Origin of the sequence: Bacillus sp. B.PNR1 (assembly GCF_030386235.1) — a bacterium.
GTDB lineage: Bacteria > Bacillota > Bacilli > Bacillales > Bacillaceae > Bacillus > Bacillus stercoris.
This window is the reverse complement of the sequence record NZ_JANYMN010000002.1, coordinates 551,688-567,961: the sequence shown is the minus strand read 5'-3', so window position 1 is coordinate 567,961 and position 16,274 is coordinate 551,688. Positions and strand designations below refer to the sequence as shown.

Sequence of the window (16,274 nt, the reverse complement as noted above, 5' to 3'; positions counted from 1 at the left end):
AATGTGCAAAGCTTCTTTTTTATTTGCCTGTAAATGAATCCGGATGCTCTTTCTTATACCCGTAATGAAACAGTAATTCTTCCACAATCCGGCGGGAAGCCTCTCCATCTCCATACGGATTAGAAGCGTGGGACATTTTCTTGTACTCACCATGATCAGTTAACAGCTGTTTTGTCAGCTGATAAATGTTTTCCTCGTCCGTCCCTGCAAGTTTCAGTGTTCCCGCCTCCACTCCTTCAGGCCGTTCCGTCGTATCACGCAGCACAAGCACCGGCTTTCCGAGAGACGGCGCTTCCTCCTGCACACCGCCCGAATCTGTCAGAATAAAATGCGATTTTGCCGCAAAGTTATGGAAATCAATCACTTCTAACGGTTCAATCAAATGCACTCTGTCCGAATCGCCAAAATGCTTCTGCGCCGCTTCCCGGACAACAGGATTCAGGTGCACAGGGTAAACGACCTGTACATCGTTAAACTCCTCAACAATTCTGCGGATGGCCTTGAACATGTTTCCCATTGGCTCACCCAAATTTTCCCGGCGGTGCGCGGTCAGCAGAATCATCTTATCATCGCCCACCTGATCGAGGACAGGATGTGAATAGCCGTCCCTAACCGTTGTGCGAAGTGCGTCAATCGCTGTGTTTCCCGTTACAAAAATAGAATCGGCTTTTTTATTTTCTTTTAATAAATTGTCTTTCGCCTGGCCTGTCGGGGCAAAATGCAAATCAGCAATCGCTCCTGTCATCTGGCGATTGAGCTCTTCCGGAAATGGGGAATACTTATTCCCTGTACGGAGCCCTGCCTCCACATGGCCGACAGCAATTTGATGATAAAAAGCGGCTAGGCTTCCGGCAAATGTCGTCGTCGTATCACCATGGACAAGCACAATATCGGGTTTGATATCTTTAAACAGCTCATCCAATTTCACAAGTGCGTTGGACGTAATCTCTGCCAGTGTCTGCCGCTCCTTCATAATGTTCAAATCGAAGTCAGGCTTGATGTGAAACGCATCTAACACCTGATCTAGCATTTGCCTGTGCTGTGCAGTGACCGTTACGTAGGAATCTATTTCAGGATATTTTTTCAATTCAAGCACTAGAGGTGCCATCTTGATCGCTTCAGGCCTGGTCCCGAAAACGGTCATAACTTTTAGTTTTTTCATATTTGTCACCTGATTTTCTGCTATAGTAAATAAATTCATACCACATATTCTACATGAAAATGTAGTATTTTAAATCATTTCATCCTTGATTCAAATAAAATGATATGAGTTTTTAATATTAAGGATAAAGCTTGTTTAAAAATGGTTTATCCTATATCATAAAAATGTGTAAAAACATAATGAAAAGGGTAAATAGAGAATAGTTTAACCATAAATTTTTTCGATCATAAGGAAGGTGCCTTTTAAATGAAAAAAGTACGTAAAGCCATAATTCCAGCAGCAGGCTTAGGAACACGTTTTCTCCCGGCTACGAAAGCAATGCCGAAAGAAATGCTTCCTATCGTTGACAAACCTACCATTCAATACATAATTGAAGAAGCTGTTGAAGCCGGTATTGAAGATATTATTATCGTAACAGGAAAAAGCAAGCGTGCAATCGAGGATCATTTTGATTACTCCCCTGAGCTCGAAAGAAATCTGGAAGAAAAAGGAAAAACTGAACTGCTTGAAAAAGTGAAAAAGGCTTCTAACCTGGCTGACATTCACTATATCCGCCAAAAAGAACCTAAAGGTCTCGGACACGCTGTCTGGTGCGCGCGTAACTTTATCGGCGATGAGCCGTTCGCGGTTCTGCTTGGAGACGATATTGTTCAAGCAGAAACACCAGGGTTGCGCCAATTAATGGATGAATATGAAAAAACACTTTCTTCTATTATCGGTGTTCAGCAGGTGCCTGAAGAAGAAACACACCGCTACGGCATTATCGACCCGCTGACAAGTGAAGGCCGCCGTTATCAGGTGAAAAACTTCGTTGAGAAGCCGCCTAAAGGCACAGCACCCTCTAATCTTGCCATCTTAGGCCGCTACGTATTCACGCCTGAGATTTTCATGTACTTAGAGGAGCAGCAGGTTGGCGCCGGCGGAGAAATTCAGCTCACAGACGCCATTCAAAAACTGAATGAAATTCAAAGAGTATTTGCGTACGATTTTGAAGGCAAGCGTTATGATGTTGGTGAAAAGCTCGGCTTTATCACAACAACTCTAGAATTTGCGATGCAGGATAAAGAGCTTCGCGAGCAGCTCGTTCCATTTATGGAAGGTTTACTAAACAAAGAAGAAATCTAAACAAAAAGGCTATTGGACATTCATCCAATAGCCTTTTTTTATTTCGGCATCAGTGTCAGTGTATGCTCTTCATTATCAACTGCGAAGACAAGATCAGCTGTATTCACAAGAAAACGATTCTTGCTGCTGTCATACAATACATCACTGTCACTTAAAGACAATGACGCCGGCGTAACAGAAGAAATGTTATGGAAGATAAGCTCTGATGCCTTATCATTCTCCAGTACATAGCTGATTTTTTCATAATCAAAATCTAACGTTTTTCTGACGTCAGTTGTATCTCCTTCAGTATATCCATTCAATTTCGATTGAATGCTGGTTCTGCTGTCTCCCAGGAATTTCAGAAAGTATTCATAGGAAGATGCTGCATTTTGCGAGACATAAGGCGCAAAGGCAGCGGCATGCAATTTAGCATGTTTCATATTAGTTGCAACGGCGCTCTTTTTCACAAAATAAGACTGTCCGTTAAACTTTATTTTCGCTGCTTGTTTGCCTTTTGCAGCTACCGTCACCTCTGTACCGAATGGCAGTGTAACGTCAGCCTTCTGTTTTAAACCTTGATCCTTATAAGCAGGGGCTTTTTCATTTGCTATAAACCCTTGCTTATTGACTGCGGTTAAGCGTTCCTCTGACTTGCCCTTTGCATTGCCATGATGATTCTTCACTTCATTTTGCGGGATAGCGCCAAACGAAGCAATTGTACGAAGCGGGGCATTAAAAAACATCGTTCCTGCCATGAATACAGTCAGGATAGACAAAATAGCAATTTGAACCGCATTAGCCAATGATTTTGGCTTTTTCTTCTTTTGGCGGAAACGGGCAAACGCTTCAGGATCTTCTTTCTTCCGCTCTTCCGTTTGCTCTTTTTTATATGTCTCTTTTTCTTTTTTCGAGAGCTTATTAAACCAGTCAATAAACGCTTTATACTCTTTGACAACCGTTTTTGTTTCATCAAACATACGAAGCTCGCCGTAGTGCATCCAAGCGACGCGGTCACACATCTTTTCAATCTGACCGATCGAGTGGCTGACAAAGAAAATGGTTTTTCCTTGCTTCTTAAACTCATTTATTCTGTCTACACACTTCTGATAAAACGTTTGGTCCCCTACGGAGAGCGCTTCGTCAATAATTAAGATGTCAGGGTCAATATGCACGGAAATCGCGAAACCGAGACGCGACTTCATACCGCTGGAATAGTTTTTAACCGGCTGATTAATAAAATCGCCAATTTCGGCAAATTCCACAATGCTGTCGTACATATCATCAATTTCTTTATTGGTTAACCCCATCATCAAACACTTAAGCCGGACATTGTCCCGGCCTGTTAATTGGTTATTTAAACCGGCAGCAATCGCAATCAGCGACGGCTGGCCGTTCATTTCAATTTCACCGCTGGTCGGCGGAATAATTTTAGCCAGCAGGTTAGACATGGTCGATTTCCCTGATCCATTTATCCCTACAAAACCGATTGTCTCTCCCTCATACACGTCAAAGGAGACATTCCGCACAGCAAAAAAACCATTATCCTTAGCCGGAAAAAACAACCCTTTAATCTTGTCCGATTGTTTTTTATACAAATGATATTGCTTTGAAACATTTCGAAACGAAACTTTTAGTTTCATCGTAAAATCTCCTTACGTATTAAAGAAAGTCAACAAACTTGTCTCTGAATTTCATATGCAGGATAGAACCCACTAACAATAAAAGGAATGTGACCAACCAAAAGTACAGCGTGTACTTCATGTCATGGAAAAACCACGCCCCGTCTAAGAAGCTGTTCCGGAATCCTTCAATAATATAGAATAGTGGATTCAACTTCAGAACAGGCACTAATTCGGGGTGGCTATGGCCGAGTTTCGCATTAACATCCCAAAAAATTGGCAACAAGAAAAACAAAAGTCTTGTTACGGCCTGCAGCAAAAATTGATAATCCCTAATCAGCACACTGATCGTTGAGTTAAACAAACTAAAAGAAAACATAAAAGCAATCATACAGATGAAGTAATAAATATATTGTAACCAATGCACACTCGGGAAAACACCATTAACTAGTAGTACAATGATATAAATCCCCATCATAATCATATAACTAAATAAGTTAGACGCAATGGCCACGGATGGTAGAGAACTAATCGGAAAGTTCATTTTAGCCACCATATTAATGCGCTTAAATACACTGTTTGAGCCATCAAGTATAGTTGGACTGATGAAAAACCATGGGATTAATCCCGCCAGCATCCAAATAATAAAAGGCACTTCGCCCGCTCCGGTTGCCACAGGACCGCCCTTTCTAATCCCCATACCAAAAACGAACCAGTAGGCCAGCATTTGGATAAGCGGATTTAAGAACTGCCATAAGACACCTAAATAATTCATTTGATATTTAGACTTGGTTTCATAAGCCGCCAATCTTAAAATTAAAGGAAATGACGTTATTTGCTCTCTGAGTATTCGCAACAAATCATTCATTTTTTATCTTCCTTAGACTTAATTGTTTTTGGGAATCTTTCGTTTGAAAATTTGAAAGCACCGCTGACTATTGTAACAGATCCTGCATTTTTTTTCACTTCTCAACAAGTATCTAAAAAGCTGCCGAAATATCGACAGCTATACATTTTACAAAATAACGCAAATTATTCAGCTTTAAATACAGTATTAACTACCTTTTCTGATGAACGTCCTGACTCTAAATAGCAGAATTTCTCATAAAAGGGATCAAAAGAAACCGGAAGCTTATAATTAGGCGATGAGATTTGCTTAATAGCCTCAATCGTTTCTTCAGTAGTTTTTACCAATGGACCAGGAGCTTCTTTTTCAAAATCAAAGTAGAAGCCACGCAACTTATCCCGGTAGGTTTCGATATCAGGGACAAAGAAAAGCATTGGCCGTTTTAAATTTGCAAAATCAAAGAATACAGAAGAATAATCAGTAATCAGCAAATCAGAAACCATATACAATTCTCGAATATCCTCATAAGCAGAAAAATCATATGCAAATCCTTCAAAAGGACCTAAATCAAAATTCTCAGCTACCAGATAATGCATTCTTAAGATTACGATATAATCATTTCCAAGCTCTTGTCTAAGTTGATGCAAATCTAAATCAAGATCGAACTTATAACGCCCTTTTGCATAGAACTGATCATCTCTCCATGTAGGAGCATATAAAATGACCTTTTTATCACGAGGTATATTTAATCTACTCTTTATCAATGATATTGTTTCTTCATTATTATCATTATGAAGAAAATCATTTCTAGGGTATCCAGATTCAATCATTGTTTTGTTAAACTGGAATGCCCGTGTAAAGATCTCAGTTGAATAACCATTTGGCGAAATCAAATAATCCCAATTAGAAGCTTCCTTGATAAAATTCCTTTTATATTTTTTGGTGTTTGTACCAGGCATATGGACTTCTTCCATATCCATTGCCAATCTTTTTAAAGGTGTGCCATGCCATGTTTGTAAATATGTTGTATGACTAGGTTTCGGAATCCATAATGGAAGCCTGCTGTTAACAACCCAATACTCAGCTCTTGCCATAGCGAAGAGCCATTTTAATGAGAGGCGATTAATATAAGGAATTCCCTTTTCGTCAAATGGCGCTGAATATTGTTTGTTTACACTCCAATACATTTTATATTCAGGGTGGTTTTCCCGCATATATTCGTAAATCGCTCTCGGGTTACAACTGTATTGTTTCCCATTAAAACTTTCAAAAATGACTGTTTTCCTTTTAACTGGCATTCTGCTAGCCATCACGAATAGTGATTTGTATGTTTTAGTGATAATCTTGTTTCTCAATTTCGTGATCTTTTTTATTTTTGATACTAATCTCTTCTTCTTTCCTTTAACAAAGTATTTAATCCTTGTCTTAAGACTGTAGTCGTTTACTCTGATACCTAGAGTCTGCTTTTTCTTTTTCTTAAAGACCTCGTAACGAACTGGTGCGTTGTTTGTTTTTATAACACTTACTAGTCCTTTTAATTTGTTTTTTCGATTTCCTAGAACAAGAGCAGTGCTGTTAAACTGAATATCCGTTCCTTCTTCGTCAATGCAAATATATTCCATAAAAAGACGATAAACATAACGTTTTTCATTTGAGAAAGGAATTTCTTTTAAAGGCACTTTCACTTCAAAATCATACAGTTCCGGGACAAAACCGTCTGCTCTCATATCTTCAAGCCCATGTTTTTTTCTTTCTAGCTCGATTGGAAACTTTTCCTCAATCGGTGTTTCTCCACCCTTTTTTAAAATAAGGTTCAAGTTTTTTATCCGGTATTGATTTTCAGAACTCAGGTAGCCCGCATAACCTGTTATGCTTATTTCTTTAGAGCTAATCTCGATTTGATCAAATCTGATGATTTTGGCCTCTCTCTTCACCTTAATAGAAAAGTTGCCTTTATCAGTTGTATAAGGTAAAATCAAAAGTTCTGTGGTTTGATCGACATGAAAGGCGCGCTCAATTGACTCTACTTCAGTAGTAAGACGCTTCAAGAGTGGTTCCTGCTCCGCATCTTCATGTTTTTGTCGAAATTCAACATAAAAATCATATGTTTGTCCCATTTCAACAGGCATTGGCAAAACATGAGCATTTACCTCAGCTTTATACTCTAATGAGCCAGTGTTTTGAAGTGGAAATTCAGATTCTGTTCCTGAACGTCTCTCTTTCAACTTTAAAAATAACTGGTGATCTTCTAAAAATTGGTGTTCTGAATCAATTGAGATCAACAATTCAAGATTTCCTAAATTGTTTTTCAAGCTTTTCAAAATACATTTAATCACAGTGTTTTCAATCATTACTTTTTTCTGCTCCTCTGTATAAAAGCTCTTTCCTTTTTGCTTCCTTTTATTAGTATCAACTACTAAGGACATACCCAAAATATTAACTCTCTTTTATTTCTGTGACCCTCCAAGAGAAATTGCCTTTTACTGTTGTATAGGACTCTACTCTATAGCCATTCGTGTCTATACTGTTTCCTGACAACTCTGTTTCTTCACTCGAAAGTCTTCGCATTGTTTTAATATGGTTATTTGCATTGAAAAGAATATAAAAATCAATGACTTTGGTTTTATTAGCCGCTATCTTTTCGATATCCACATCTTTTTCCAGATCAATTGCAAACAGTTGATCATTTTGTAAGTTTGTTGAAATAATTTCGGCCTTATTCTTTCTGTCCAAGCCCACTAAACTTATTTTTTTAATATCATCATGATCAAAGTTCTCAATGTCAATTTCTATTTTAGTTTTATCAAAATCCTCAGTATAGGAACTAATAGAAGGATCTTTTTTTCCAACCTTTTTAGAGAACTTCTCTCTCTCTACACGCACTTCAATCATCTGATTAAGAGCGAAAGCCCAATTTTCAATATAGTTGGGTCTTGAATATTTTTCAGCCATTTTAAAGGCTTGTTCTGAAAATTTCTGATGAGTACTTTCGTCTTTCATCAAAGAAATAATAGCTTGACCCAATTTCTCTATATTATACTGTTCAATGACATACCCATTTACTCCGTCAGTCACTAAACTCCTTGCTCCATAATCATAATCGTATGTTACAACTGGACACCCATTGCTCAGTGCCTCCATATTTGACAGACCGAATCCTTCAAAGTGAGAGGTTGAAATGGTTAGCCAAGCTTTTTGAAACTCTGCGTCAGGGTTATCTGTATAGCCTTTCAAAAAGACATTATTCTGCAGTTTAGTATCTTCAATCTCTTTTTTTATTTTTTCGAAATCTTCACCCGATCCAAATATATCTAGTTTTGCTTCAGGAATTTCTTTCACGACTAGACTAAATGCTTTTACTGCATGTATCAGATTCTTCATAGATGCAAGTCTTGAAATAATTACAGCTTTGTATTTTTCACTCGGCACATTCAATACAGCGGGATCAAGGGGCTTATCAATTGTATGCGGAGTAAAGAAAAACGTCTCTTGTTCCCCTGAGATCAATTTAAAATCTTCTAGCTGTTCCTCAGTTATAAAAAAGATAGCGTCTAAATTATACATCTGGCTAAATACTTCTTTATAGCGGCCTTTAATTTGATATTTATTGTTGCCGTAATGCTTGTTATGAATAATTGCTCCATAATAGGAAGAAGGTGATTTTTTCACTTTAAACACATGTTTGTCTTGCGGTCTGCTGTCCACTAAAAACAACTTAGGTTTATCATTTTCTTTTTGCAGATATTCTATCCAATATTGACGCAGTTCCGATTCATCTTTTACTTTTATCTCACCTTCAAGGGAGTACCATATAATATGAGATAATTGAACATCTTTTTCTTCATTGTTCCATACATAGAGTTTGTCTAAATATACTTGATTTTTGTCATTAATATATTCCTGCAGATACATCTTGTTTAGCTGCACATCATAATGAGTAACGAGAACTAAGTTTCCGTTCTTGGTATATTCCTCTCTCTTTATAAGCTGGTTTTTATCGTTCCAATAGTCGACATAACGGATAGTCTCTCCATCTCCATAATAGGATACAGAAATTTCATTACTATTCTTACCAAGTAATCTTGACATGGCTTTCGCAAACTTCCCCATGCCTACTTGCTTTTTCACCTGGTCAAGGCCTATCCTTTCGTCATATGATCTTTTCTCATTTGTTCTTTTACTTAAAAAATCATCGAATAGATTAATAACTTTTGTGAATTTTTCATCAATCTTACCGTTGCTGTACAATTCATCAATCTTTGAAGACAACTCTAAATCAAAACGAAACGTTAAGAAAAAGGTGTTTTGGTTACACTCTTCTCCGAATAATTTAGAACGCAATAATAATGATTTCGTCAGACCGCCATAATTACTTGGCAGTCCGCCAGAGATAAAATAATAATCCATGTCAGGAATTTTTTTTATATTAGATTCACTCACCGCATGTAATGACAATTTATTACTCCCTTTCGGCATCTAGAATAAATGATCATTGAAATTTATATCTACCCGGACACTTTAGCCACAAAAACCAATGCAAGCATCAAAAAGTACTTCTTATTTCAATAAGAAGTACTTTAATTAGATATTGAACCAATGATATCAGGATCCTAAATTATAAACCAGCAATTTCCTCTTTGATCTTTGTTGTAGAGATGCCTTCAGTTCTTGGGAGGTAAACAACCTCACACTGATCCTTGAGAAAGTCAAATTTACCTTCCCAGTCATCCCCCATAACAAAAACATCAATATTATGATCAATAATATCTTGCTTTTTTTGTTCCCAGTTTTTCTCAGGGATTACTTCATCCACATATCGAATGGTTTCTAAAATTAATTTACGGTGCTCATAGCTGTGATAAGCTTTTTTTTGCTTTTGTAAATTGAATTCATCCGTTGAAATAGCAACAACTAAATAATCACCAAGCTGCTTTGCACGCTCAAGCAATTTAATGTGACCCCAATGCAATAAATCAAAAGTTCCATATGTGATAACTTTTTTCATTTAAAGAAACTCTCCTTCCTAATGTTAAACACTATTAAAAACACTACTGACGTTAGCGATTAAATTCTAAAAAACCTGTTTGTGTTCCTTATATCGACATATTTCTCGTATGTCTTCACTGATCATTAATTATAGCATACCGCCTAAAAAAGGTTAAGTACTCACAAGGAGAAAAACATTCCAAAATATGTAATTACATTCAGACCCCATTAGCACCAAGGACTGTTGTTCATTCGTTCATTCAATTGTAAAATTGGAAACATATTTAAATTTAATGTAAAGATAATGTTAATCCTTTGTTGAAGATTTGTGTTAAAATATAAGATAGCTTGATTTTGCTTTCAGAAACTCTCGGTTTTTAACTATATAAATAGAATCTTAAAGGAAGGAGGAGCCAGACATGCAAACAGAGACTATTCACCATATTCCTTATGTTAACAGTAACTTAACATCATTTATCAATTACTTAGAGAAACATTATATTGATCAAAAGATCGGTGCTGTCATTTCCACAGTCAACCCTGAAATTGCATTTGCAGCTAGTAAAGATCGGGACTACTTTGATGTACTATCTTCTTCAAACTTCATCTTGCCTGATGGGATCGGTGTAGTCATGATGTCACGTTTGACTAACAACAGGCTTCAGTCCCGAATTGCAGGTTACGATGTTTTTAAAGAGCTTCTTGGCATTGCTGACAAAAAGAAAAAACGTATATTTCTGTACGGTGCGAAGAAAGATGTTATCAAAGGTGTTGTATCCAAAATTTCTTCCGAATACCCTGACATTAAAATCGCAGGTTATTCAGATGGTTATGTTCAAGATCGCACCCTAGTGGCAAAACAAATCGCCAAAGCAAATCCTGATATGGTATTCGTAGCTTTAGGGTATCCTCATCAAGAGAAATTCATTCATAACTACAGACATTTGTTCCCTAAAGCCGTATCTATCGGTCTAGGAGGAAGCTTTGATGTATTTAGCGGTAATGTCAAACGGGCTCCTTCCTGGATGATACGTTTAAATTTAGAATGGTTCTACCGTTTAATCTTGAATCCATGGCGATGGAAAAGAATGCTAAGCATCCCTAAGTATGCTTTAACAGTTTTAAAAGAAGAAAAAAACAAAAAAACTTTCTATCCAAAGCCTGAAAAAGATCATACAAAACAGATATAAAACGAAAACTTTTTTATAAATGGATTGATAAAAATGAAAATAAGATCATTACTGGCGAATTGCTACTTGTATTTTTTATCGGCAATCGCCTTTTTTCTGCAATGGGTGAAACCCGAAGGCAAAGTGACCCTCCTGATCTCATTCCAAGCAAACGCAAAAGCGATTCTGGAGGAATATGAACAAGGGCAATACTCATATAAACTTAACATCCTGTATACCCAACAGGCCTCGTCTATTGCCGAGAGCTTCCCTAATGTAGATGCGTATTTATTACAAGAAAAAAACCCTTTCCATCTCATTAAAGCTGTATACCTAATGTTTAACAGTAAAGTAGTTATAACAGATAATTACTTTCTATTAACAAGTGTGTTAAATAAGCGGAAGCAAACAAAATGCATTCAGGTATGGCACGCAAATGGCTCACTCAAAAAATTTGGTTTGGAAGACATTACAAATCTGCAACGGACAAAAGGTGATATTAAAAGATTCAAAAAAGTATATAATTCGTATGATTATTTAACTGTTGGATCTGAAGAAATGGCAGATATCTTTAAGAAATCTTTCGGTGTAAAAGATCATCAAATTTTAAAAATAGGTATGCCTTTAACAGATCCTTATTACAAAGAAAACAAGAAGAATAATTCGGCTACTCTAAACAAACAAAGAAAGAAGATAATCCTATATGCACCGACGTTTAGGGACTATGATATGCAATCAATTCAATTGCCCTTTACAGAAAAACAATTAATTCATCAGTTAAAAGAAGAATATGTTTTATTTGTTAAGTTGCATCCCGCCATTCAAAACAATATAACTATTAAATATTCTAGTGATTATATTAAAGATGTTTCTAATTATGCCTTGTTTGATCTGCTCATGGCTGCAGACATATTAATTACTGACTATTCTTCCATTCCATTTGAATTTTCGATTTTAAATAAACCCATTCTTTTTTATACTTATGATTTAAAACTTTATCAAGAGAAGCGGGGATTGGTTGATCATTATCTTTCCTTAATACCTGGAAAGGCCTGCTGTGACAGGGAAACATTAATAAATGAAATACAAACACCATTTAATTATTCCAAAATAAAAAATTTTTCCGATAGATGGAATAAGTATTCTAAAGGAAACTCAAGTGGAAACTTATTGCTGTTCGTCGAAAATTTAATGAGCTAAATCCTGACACTTGTCCAATACAGAACAAGTGTTCTTTTTTCTCTTGACTAGCGAACGTGTGTTTGGTTTAATGTATTTAGTTGCTTATGGCAGCAAATAATTATAGAGGTGGTAAATTCATGAGAAAAAAAGAACTGTTTGATTTCACCAACATCACACCAAAATTATTTACTGAACTTCGTGTAGCAGACAAAACCGTACTTCAATCATTCAATTTTGATGAGAAAAACCACCAAATTTATACAACCCAAGTCGCAAGCGGATTAGGAAAAGACAATACCCAAAGCTATCGCATAACTCGTCTATCTCTTGAAGGATTACAATTAGACAGCATGCTGTTGAAACATGGAGGTCATGGTACAAATATAGGAATTGAAAACCGTAATGGCACCATTTATATTTGGTCACTATACGATAAACCAAACGAAACAGATAAAAGTGAATTAGTTTGTTTTCCATATAAAGCAGGCGCGACTTTAGATGAAAATTCTAAAGAACTTCAGCGATTCTCGAATATGCCTTTCGATCATAGGGTTACACCTGCTCTTGATATGAAGAATAGACAGTTGGCAATTAGACAATACGATACAAAAAATAATAATAATAAACAGTGGGTGACAATCTTTAATCTGGACGATGCAATAGCAAATAAAAACAATCCTCTTTATACTATTAACATTCCTGACGAACTTCATTATTTACAAGGTTTCTTTTTAGATGACGGTTATTTATATTGGTATACAGGAGATACAAACAGCAAAAGCTATCCGAATCTCATAACTGTATTTGATTCCGATAATAAAATAGTGCTGCAAAAAGAAATTACTGTTGGCAAAGACTTGTCCACTAGATATGAGAATAACTTCCGGGAACCGGAAGGGATCTGTATGTACACCAATCCTGAAACCGGGGCAAAATCATTAATGGTAGGAATTACAAGTGGAAAAGAAGGAAATCGTATAAGCAGAATTTATGCGTATCATTCTTATGAAAACTTTATGAATCATGTGCCTATGCTTCGGTCCCCTTTATTAAAAACGGTGGGGCACCAAGATACACCTCCTGAAAGATTTCAACCATTTATTCAAACCTTCATTTTAGAATATAATGCTCAAAACAAAAAATGGATGGTTCCGACTTCAGGTTATTTACCATCTTACACATCAAATTTAGTCCGAAATATTACTATCAATGCTGATGGCAACTTGCAAGTCACATTAAATGAACGCTATATTAGTTTACTGCATCAATCGATAGAAGGAGATTTCCGCTTAAAACAAAAGGATATCCGAATGGGGTCCTGGTATTTTGCCGGCGGAGAAAAATCAAATGTACTTGAAATAGGTTTTATGAAAGGGAGCACAAAAATTAGACCTGATGATGCAGCCATCTCAAATGCTTCAAGAATGAGTACTTTTATGATTGTTGCGGACAAGATTGAGGTGTGATGAACAAATAGGCTGTAGCTATTAAATAGCTACAGCCTATTTGCAACTTTCTTAGTTTTTATTGATATTCCGGAACATCAAAGTAAAGTGTGTAACCGTCCAGCAATGAGTACAGGCTGTACATGCGGTTTACTTGTTTGTACGCCCAGCCGATGTCTGTTGCGTATTGGTGTGTCGCTGTAGCTGACCATCTCATTTTGTACAGTGTGTCCTGATTGTATGCTGTGTTGTGAATATACGATGAGCCTATGAATTTGGCTCCGCCGATAATGGCCGCTTCTGGTGTGAACCAGCCTTGCTCGTACGCGTATTTAGCGCCGTAGTAATTTGGGTTGCTGTCGTAAGCGCCAATTCCGTACATGTTATATACGGTTTTTCCGTTATAGGTTAACCCATTGGCTAAATCAGATGTTCCATTGCCTGTTTCAAGGAGAGCGTGTGAGATTAAGTACAGCTCGTTGATGCCGTATTTATTGGCGGCATCGATAAATGCTTTTGCTTTCCCTGTCAGGATGCCTTTACCCGCAAGCACTTTCTGATTGACTTCAGTAGCGTTTAATCCGGCCGTCTGTGATAGCTTGAGAAATTGGAAGTAGTATTTGCTGTCTCTGGAAAAGTTATTCGGGTCCACGTATTGAACCACTTCATCACTGCTTGCGTTTCGCCAGCCTAAATTAATTTTGGCCCAGCCGTTTGTCTGGCCGATGATTTTTACCTTATCGCCTTTTTTAAATTGGCCGATCACGTTCGTCGGGCTGACTTCCGGCGTTGACCGGATATTTAGTGCATCAGCCGTAACGGTTGATGTTGCTGTATTAATGTACGTGAGCGATACGTAAGCCGCCCCGTCTGTTTGCGGACTTACTGTCATTTGTTTTTGGACCATATCACGAAGCGAGAGATTGTAATTTGTTTTCATGATTTGCGGACCGTTTTTGACTTTCACGATAGATGATGCCCATCCGTATAATTGTTTTAGCTTGGATGATGCTGCAGCAGCTGTATCATTGCCTGTGAACTGTTCGTTTACGCTGATTTTATAAAGTGTATTGCTTTTCGTTGTGTAGCTCGGAGTTAAACCTTGCGATTTAAGATAGGTTAACCCATTGTTCAATGCAGTTTTGCTGCTGAGCTGGGCTGTCACGATTTTGTATTGTGTATATGCCGTTTCACTTGTTTTTGCCGTTGTGCCGGAGGTATTGTTTTGTTTAAAAAATGCTAAAACGCGGTCAATGTCTTCTTGGCTGATGATGGCTTCAGTTGTGATTCGATAGCTGCTTGCTGCCGACTGGCCGGTTTTCTGGCTTGCTGCTGATATATGATTCGACTTGTTGAAAAACGTGAGTGCCTGATTGACTTTCGTTTGATCAAGCAGAGATTCAGTTGTGATCTTGAATGTGTCAGCTATTTGTTTTTTGACTGATTTCGCAGAAGCACTCAGCTGATTTTTCTTTAATAAGTTCAATCCCTTTGTGACTTTTGATTGGTCTGATGTTTCTTCTGAGATGAGCTGATATTGATTTTCTGCTGTAGTTCCAGCTGTTGTTTTTGTGGCTTTTACTTTTTTCTGAGCAAAGAAGGCTGCTGCTTTGTTTGCTTGCTGCTCGCCTAACATTTTTGCTGTCGTGATTTGGTAAGCCGCAGACGTTGTTGTTTTTTTGACGCTGGATGACGTATAATGCCATTTTTTCTTTTTAAAGAAAGTATCTACTTTTTGGAGCTGCTGTTTTGTTATCCCCTTCATATTCACGGTATATGATGTGCTTTTTCCAACCTGTTGGTAACTGCCTGATAAGCCGGTGTTTTTCTTGATCTGGCTGATGGCGTCCTTTACTGTATTCAGGCCTTTGAAATAAGCTGATTGGACATTGTATGACTCAACGGTTGTTTTTTGATTGATTGACTTGTAGCTGCCTGTGATGCCAGTGCTTTGTTTCAGCTGCTGCAATAGAGTTTTGGCATTCGCTTCACCTGAAATGGCGGCAGTTGTAAACGTATAATAGGCTTGTCCTTTCACCGTTTCCTTTAATGATGCCTGCAGCCCCGATTCCTTTTGAAAGGCGCTTTTGATCTGCGCTGCTCTGCTGTCTCCGACGATTGTGCCTGACTGGATGGTTGTGACAGACACCGAGTGTGTGATGGGCTGATACGAGCTTTTAATCCCCGTTTGCTTAGCCAGGCTCTGGATAAGCGCCTTGACTTTTGTCTCATCAGCAATGTCTGATGTCATGACATTCATATAGGGCTGAGGTGCTCCGTACGCTTTTACAGCGCCAGCTACTCCCGTCTCCTGCTTCAGCTTTGCCAGGATTGTGTTGGCCTGTTTTTCTCCGGAAATGGCACCTGACGAGATGGTGACATATGGCTGTTTGCTTCCGACAGGACTTGACGTTCCGGTAATCGATGTCTGTTTGGTGAGTCCGCTCAGTATTGCTTTCGCTTCTGAGTCACTATGAATGCCTGAGGCGGAAATTTGGTAGGTCGTTGTTGTGCCTGAAGCCTGATAGGATGCATCCCAGCCAGTATCTTTTTCCAGTTTGGCGACAGCTTGTGAGGCTTGGCTTTCTGTACTGAACGTATTCGACGGCTCTACCTTATATATGGAGTAGTCGGTATACGCGGCGGCCTGGGCGGAACCAGACATGGCAAAAAAGGCAAGGGACGCGGCGGATAGAAGCATAGGTGCGATTAATCTCTTTTTCATTCCTTCTCCTCTTTCTTATTCTATGAGTATAT

At 37.9% G+C, this 16,274-nt stretch carries 11 protein-coding genes; 4 read left to right on the top strand and 7 right to left on the bottom strand.

The genetic code is table 11. From position 1 onward, the window contains the following. Window positions 1-19: 19 nt before the first annotated feature. Complete coding sequence (wecB, locus tag NZD81_RS14235; protein WP_172640945.1) at window positions 20-1,162, bottom strand: non-hydrolyzing UDP-N-acetylglucosamine 2-epimerase; 1,143 nt, start codon at window positions 1,160-1,162, stop codon at window positions 20-22. A 246-nt stretch (window positions 1,163-1,408) separates the two neighbouring features. Between wecB and galU the strand changes: the two genes are divergently transcribed. Then, window positions 1,409-2,287: a UTP--glucose-1-phosphate uridylyltransferase GalU gene (galU, locus tag NZD81_RS14230; protein WP_040081646.1), complete on the top strand. Its 879-nt coding sequence runs from the start codon at window positions 1,409-1,411 to the stop codon at window positions 2,285-2,287. 38 nt (window positions 2,288-2,325) lie between these two features. On the opposite strand, the gene tagH is transcribed toward galU, so the two are convergent. The 5 genes from tagH to tagD all read right to left on the bottom strand — a co-directional run bounded on the left by tagH (window position 2,326) and on the right by tagD (window position 9,740). Then, window positions 2,326-3,909, bottom strand: coding sequence for a teichoic acids export ABC transporter ATP-binding subunit TagH (gene tagH / locus NZD81_RS14225; protein ID WP_282373701.1), 1,584 nt, complete (start codon window positions 3,907-3,909; stop codon window positions 2,326-2,328). Window positions 3,910-3,928: 19 nt separating this feature from the next. Beyond that, the gene (gene tagG, locus NZD81_RS14220) at window positions 3,929-4,756 is read right to left on the bottom strand and encodes a teichoic acids export ABC transporter permease subunit TagG (RefSeq protein WP_040081639.1); all 828 of its coding nucleotides are present in this window, start codon (window positions 4,754-4,756) and stop codon (window positions 3,929-3,931) included. A 164-nt stretch (window positions 4,757-4,920) separates the two neighbouring features. Continuing rightward, window positions 4,921-7,161, bottom strand: a complete 2,241-nt coding sequence (gene tagF / locus NZD81_RS14215; RefSeq protein WP_282374357.1) for a teichoic acid poly(glycerol phosphate) polymerase — start codon at window positions 7,159-7,161, stop codon at window positions 4,921-4,923. A 10-nt stretch (window positions 7,162-7,171) separates the two neighbouring features. After that, window positions 7,172-9,190, bottom strand: a complete 2,019-nt coding sequence (gene tagE, locus NZD81_RS14210) for a poly(glycerol-phosphate) alpha-glucosyltransferase (protein ID WP_282373703.1) — start codon at window positions 9,188-9,190, stop codon at window positions 7,172-7,174. Window positions 9,191-9,350: 160 nt separating this feature from the next. After that, entirely contained in the window at window positions 9,351-9,740 is a 390-nt protein-coding gene (gene tagD, locus NZD81_RS14205; protein WP_003227921.1) for a glycerol-3-phosphate cytidylyltransferase, read from the bottom strand. Between the two features lie 400 nt (window positions 9,741-10,140). Here tagD and tagA point away from each other — a divergent pair, with 400 nt between their 5' ends. The 3 genes from tagA to NZD81_RS14190 all read left to right on the top strand — a co-directional run bounded on the left by tagA (window position 10,141) and on the right by NZD81_RS14190 (window position 13,538). After that, a complete protein-coding gene (gene tagA / locus NZD81_RS14200; protein ID WP_282373705.1) occupies window positions 10,141-10,911 on the top strand; it encodes an N-acetylglucosaminyldiphosphoundecaprenol N-acetyl-beta-D- mannosaminyltransferase in 771 nt (256 codons plus the stop codon). Between the two features lie 33 nt (window positions 10,912-10,944). Then, window positions 10,945-12,090 carry a CDP-glycerol glycerophosphotransferase family protein gene (locus tag NZD81_RS14195; RefSeq protein WP_282373706.1) on the top strand — a complete coding sequence of 382 codons (1,146 nt, stop codon included), beginning with the start codon at window positions 10,945-10,947 and terminating at the stop codon, window positions 12,088-12,090. A gap of 119 nt (window positions 12,091-12,209) precedes the next feature. Then, entirely contained in the window at window positions 12,210-13,538 is a 1,329-nt protein-coding gene (locus NZD81_RS14190; protein ID WP_040081632.1) for a phage baseplate protein, read from the top strand. A 58-nt stretch (window positions 13,539-13,596) separates the two neighbouring features. On the opposite strand, the gene lytD is transcribed toward NZD81_RS14190, so the two are convergent. Continuing rightward, complete coding sequence (lytD, locus tag NZD81_RS14185; RefSeq protein ID WP_282373708.1) at window positions 13,597-16,242, bottom strand: beta-N-acetylglucosaminidase LytD; 2,646 nt, start codon at window positions 16,240-16,242, stop codon at window positions 13,597-13,599. Window positions 16,243-16,274: the final 32 nt, after the last annotated feature.

Excerpts from the sequence above, each read along its gene's own strand:
- tagD (WP_003227921.1), bottom strand. The coding sequence starts at position 9,740 with ATGAAAAAAGTTATCACATATGGAACTTTTGATTTATTGCATTGGGGT.
- NZD81_RS14195 (WP_282373706.1), top strand. The coding sequence starts at position 10,945 with ATGAAAATAAGATCATTACTGGCGAATTGCTACTTGTATTTTTTATCG.
- tagF (WP_282374357.1), bottom strand. The coding sequence starts at position 7,161 with ATGTCCTTAGTAGTTGATACTAATAAAAGGAAGCAAAAAGGAAAGAGC.
- galU (WP_040081646.1), top strand. The coding sequence starts at position 1,409 with ATGAAAAAAGTACGTAAAGCCATAATTCCAGCAGCAGGCTTAGGAACA.
- lytD (WP_282373708.1), bottom strand. The coding sequence starts at position 16,242 with ATGAAAAAGAGATTAATCGCACCTATGCTTCTATCCGCCGCGTCCCTT.
- wecB (WP_172640945.1), bottom strand. The coding sequence starts at position 1,162 with ATGAAAAAACTAAAAGTTATGACCGTTTTCGGGACCAGGCCTGAAGCG.
- tagH (WP_282373701.1), bottom strand. The coding sequence starts at position 3,909 with ATGAAACTAAAAGTTTCGTTTCGAAATGTTTCAAAGCAATATCATTTG.
- tagG (WP_040081639.1), bottom strand. The coding sequence starts at position 4,756 with ATGAATGATTTGTTGCGAATACTCAGAGAGCAAATAACGTCATTTCCT.
- NZD81_RS14190 (WP_040081632.1), top strand. The coding sequence starts at position 12,210 with ATGAGAAAAAAAGAACTGTTTGATTTCACCAACATCACACCAAAATTA.
- tagA (WP_282373705.1), top strand. The coding sequence starts at position 10,141 with ATGCAAACAGAGACTATTCACCATATTCCTTATGTTAACAGTAACTTA.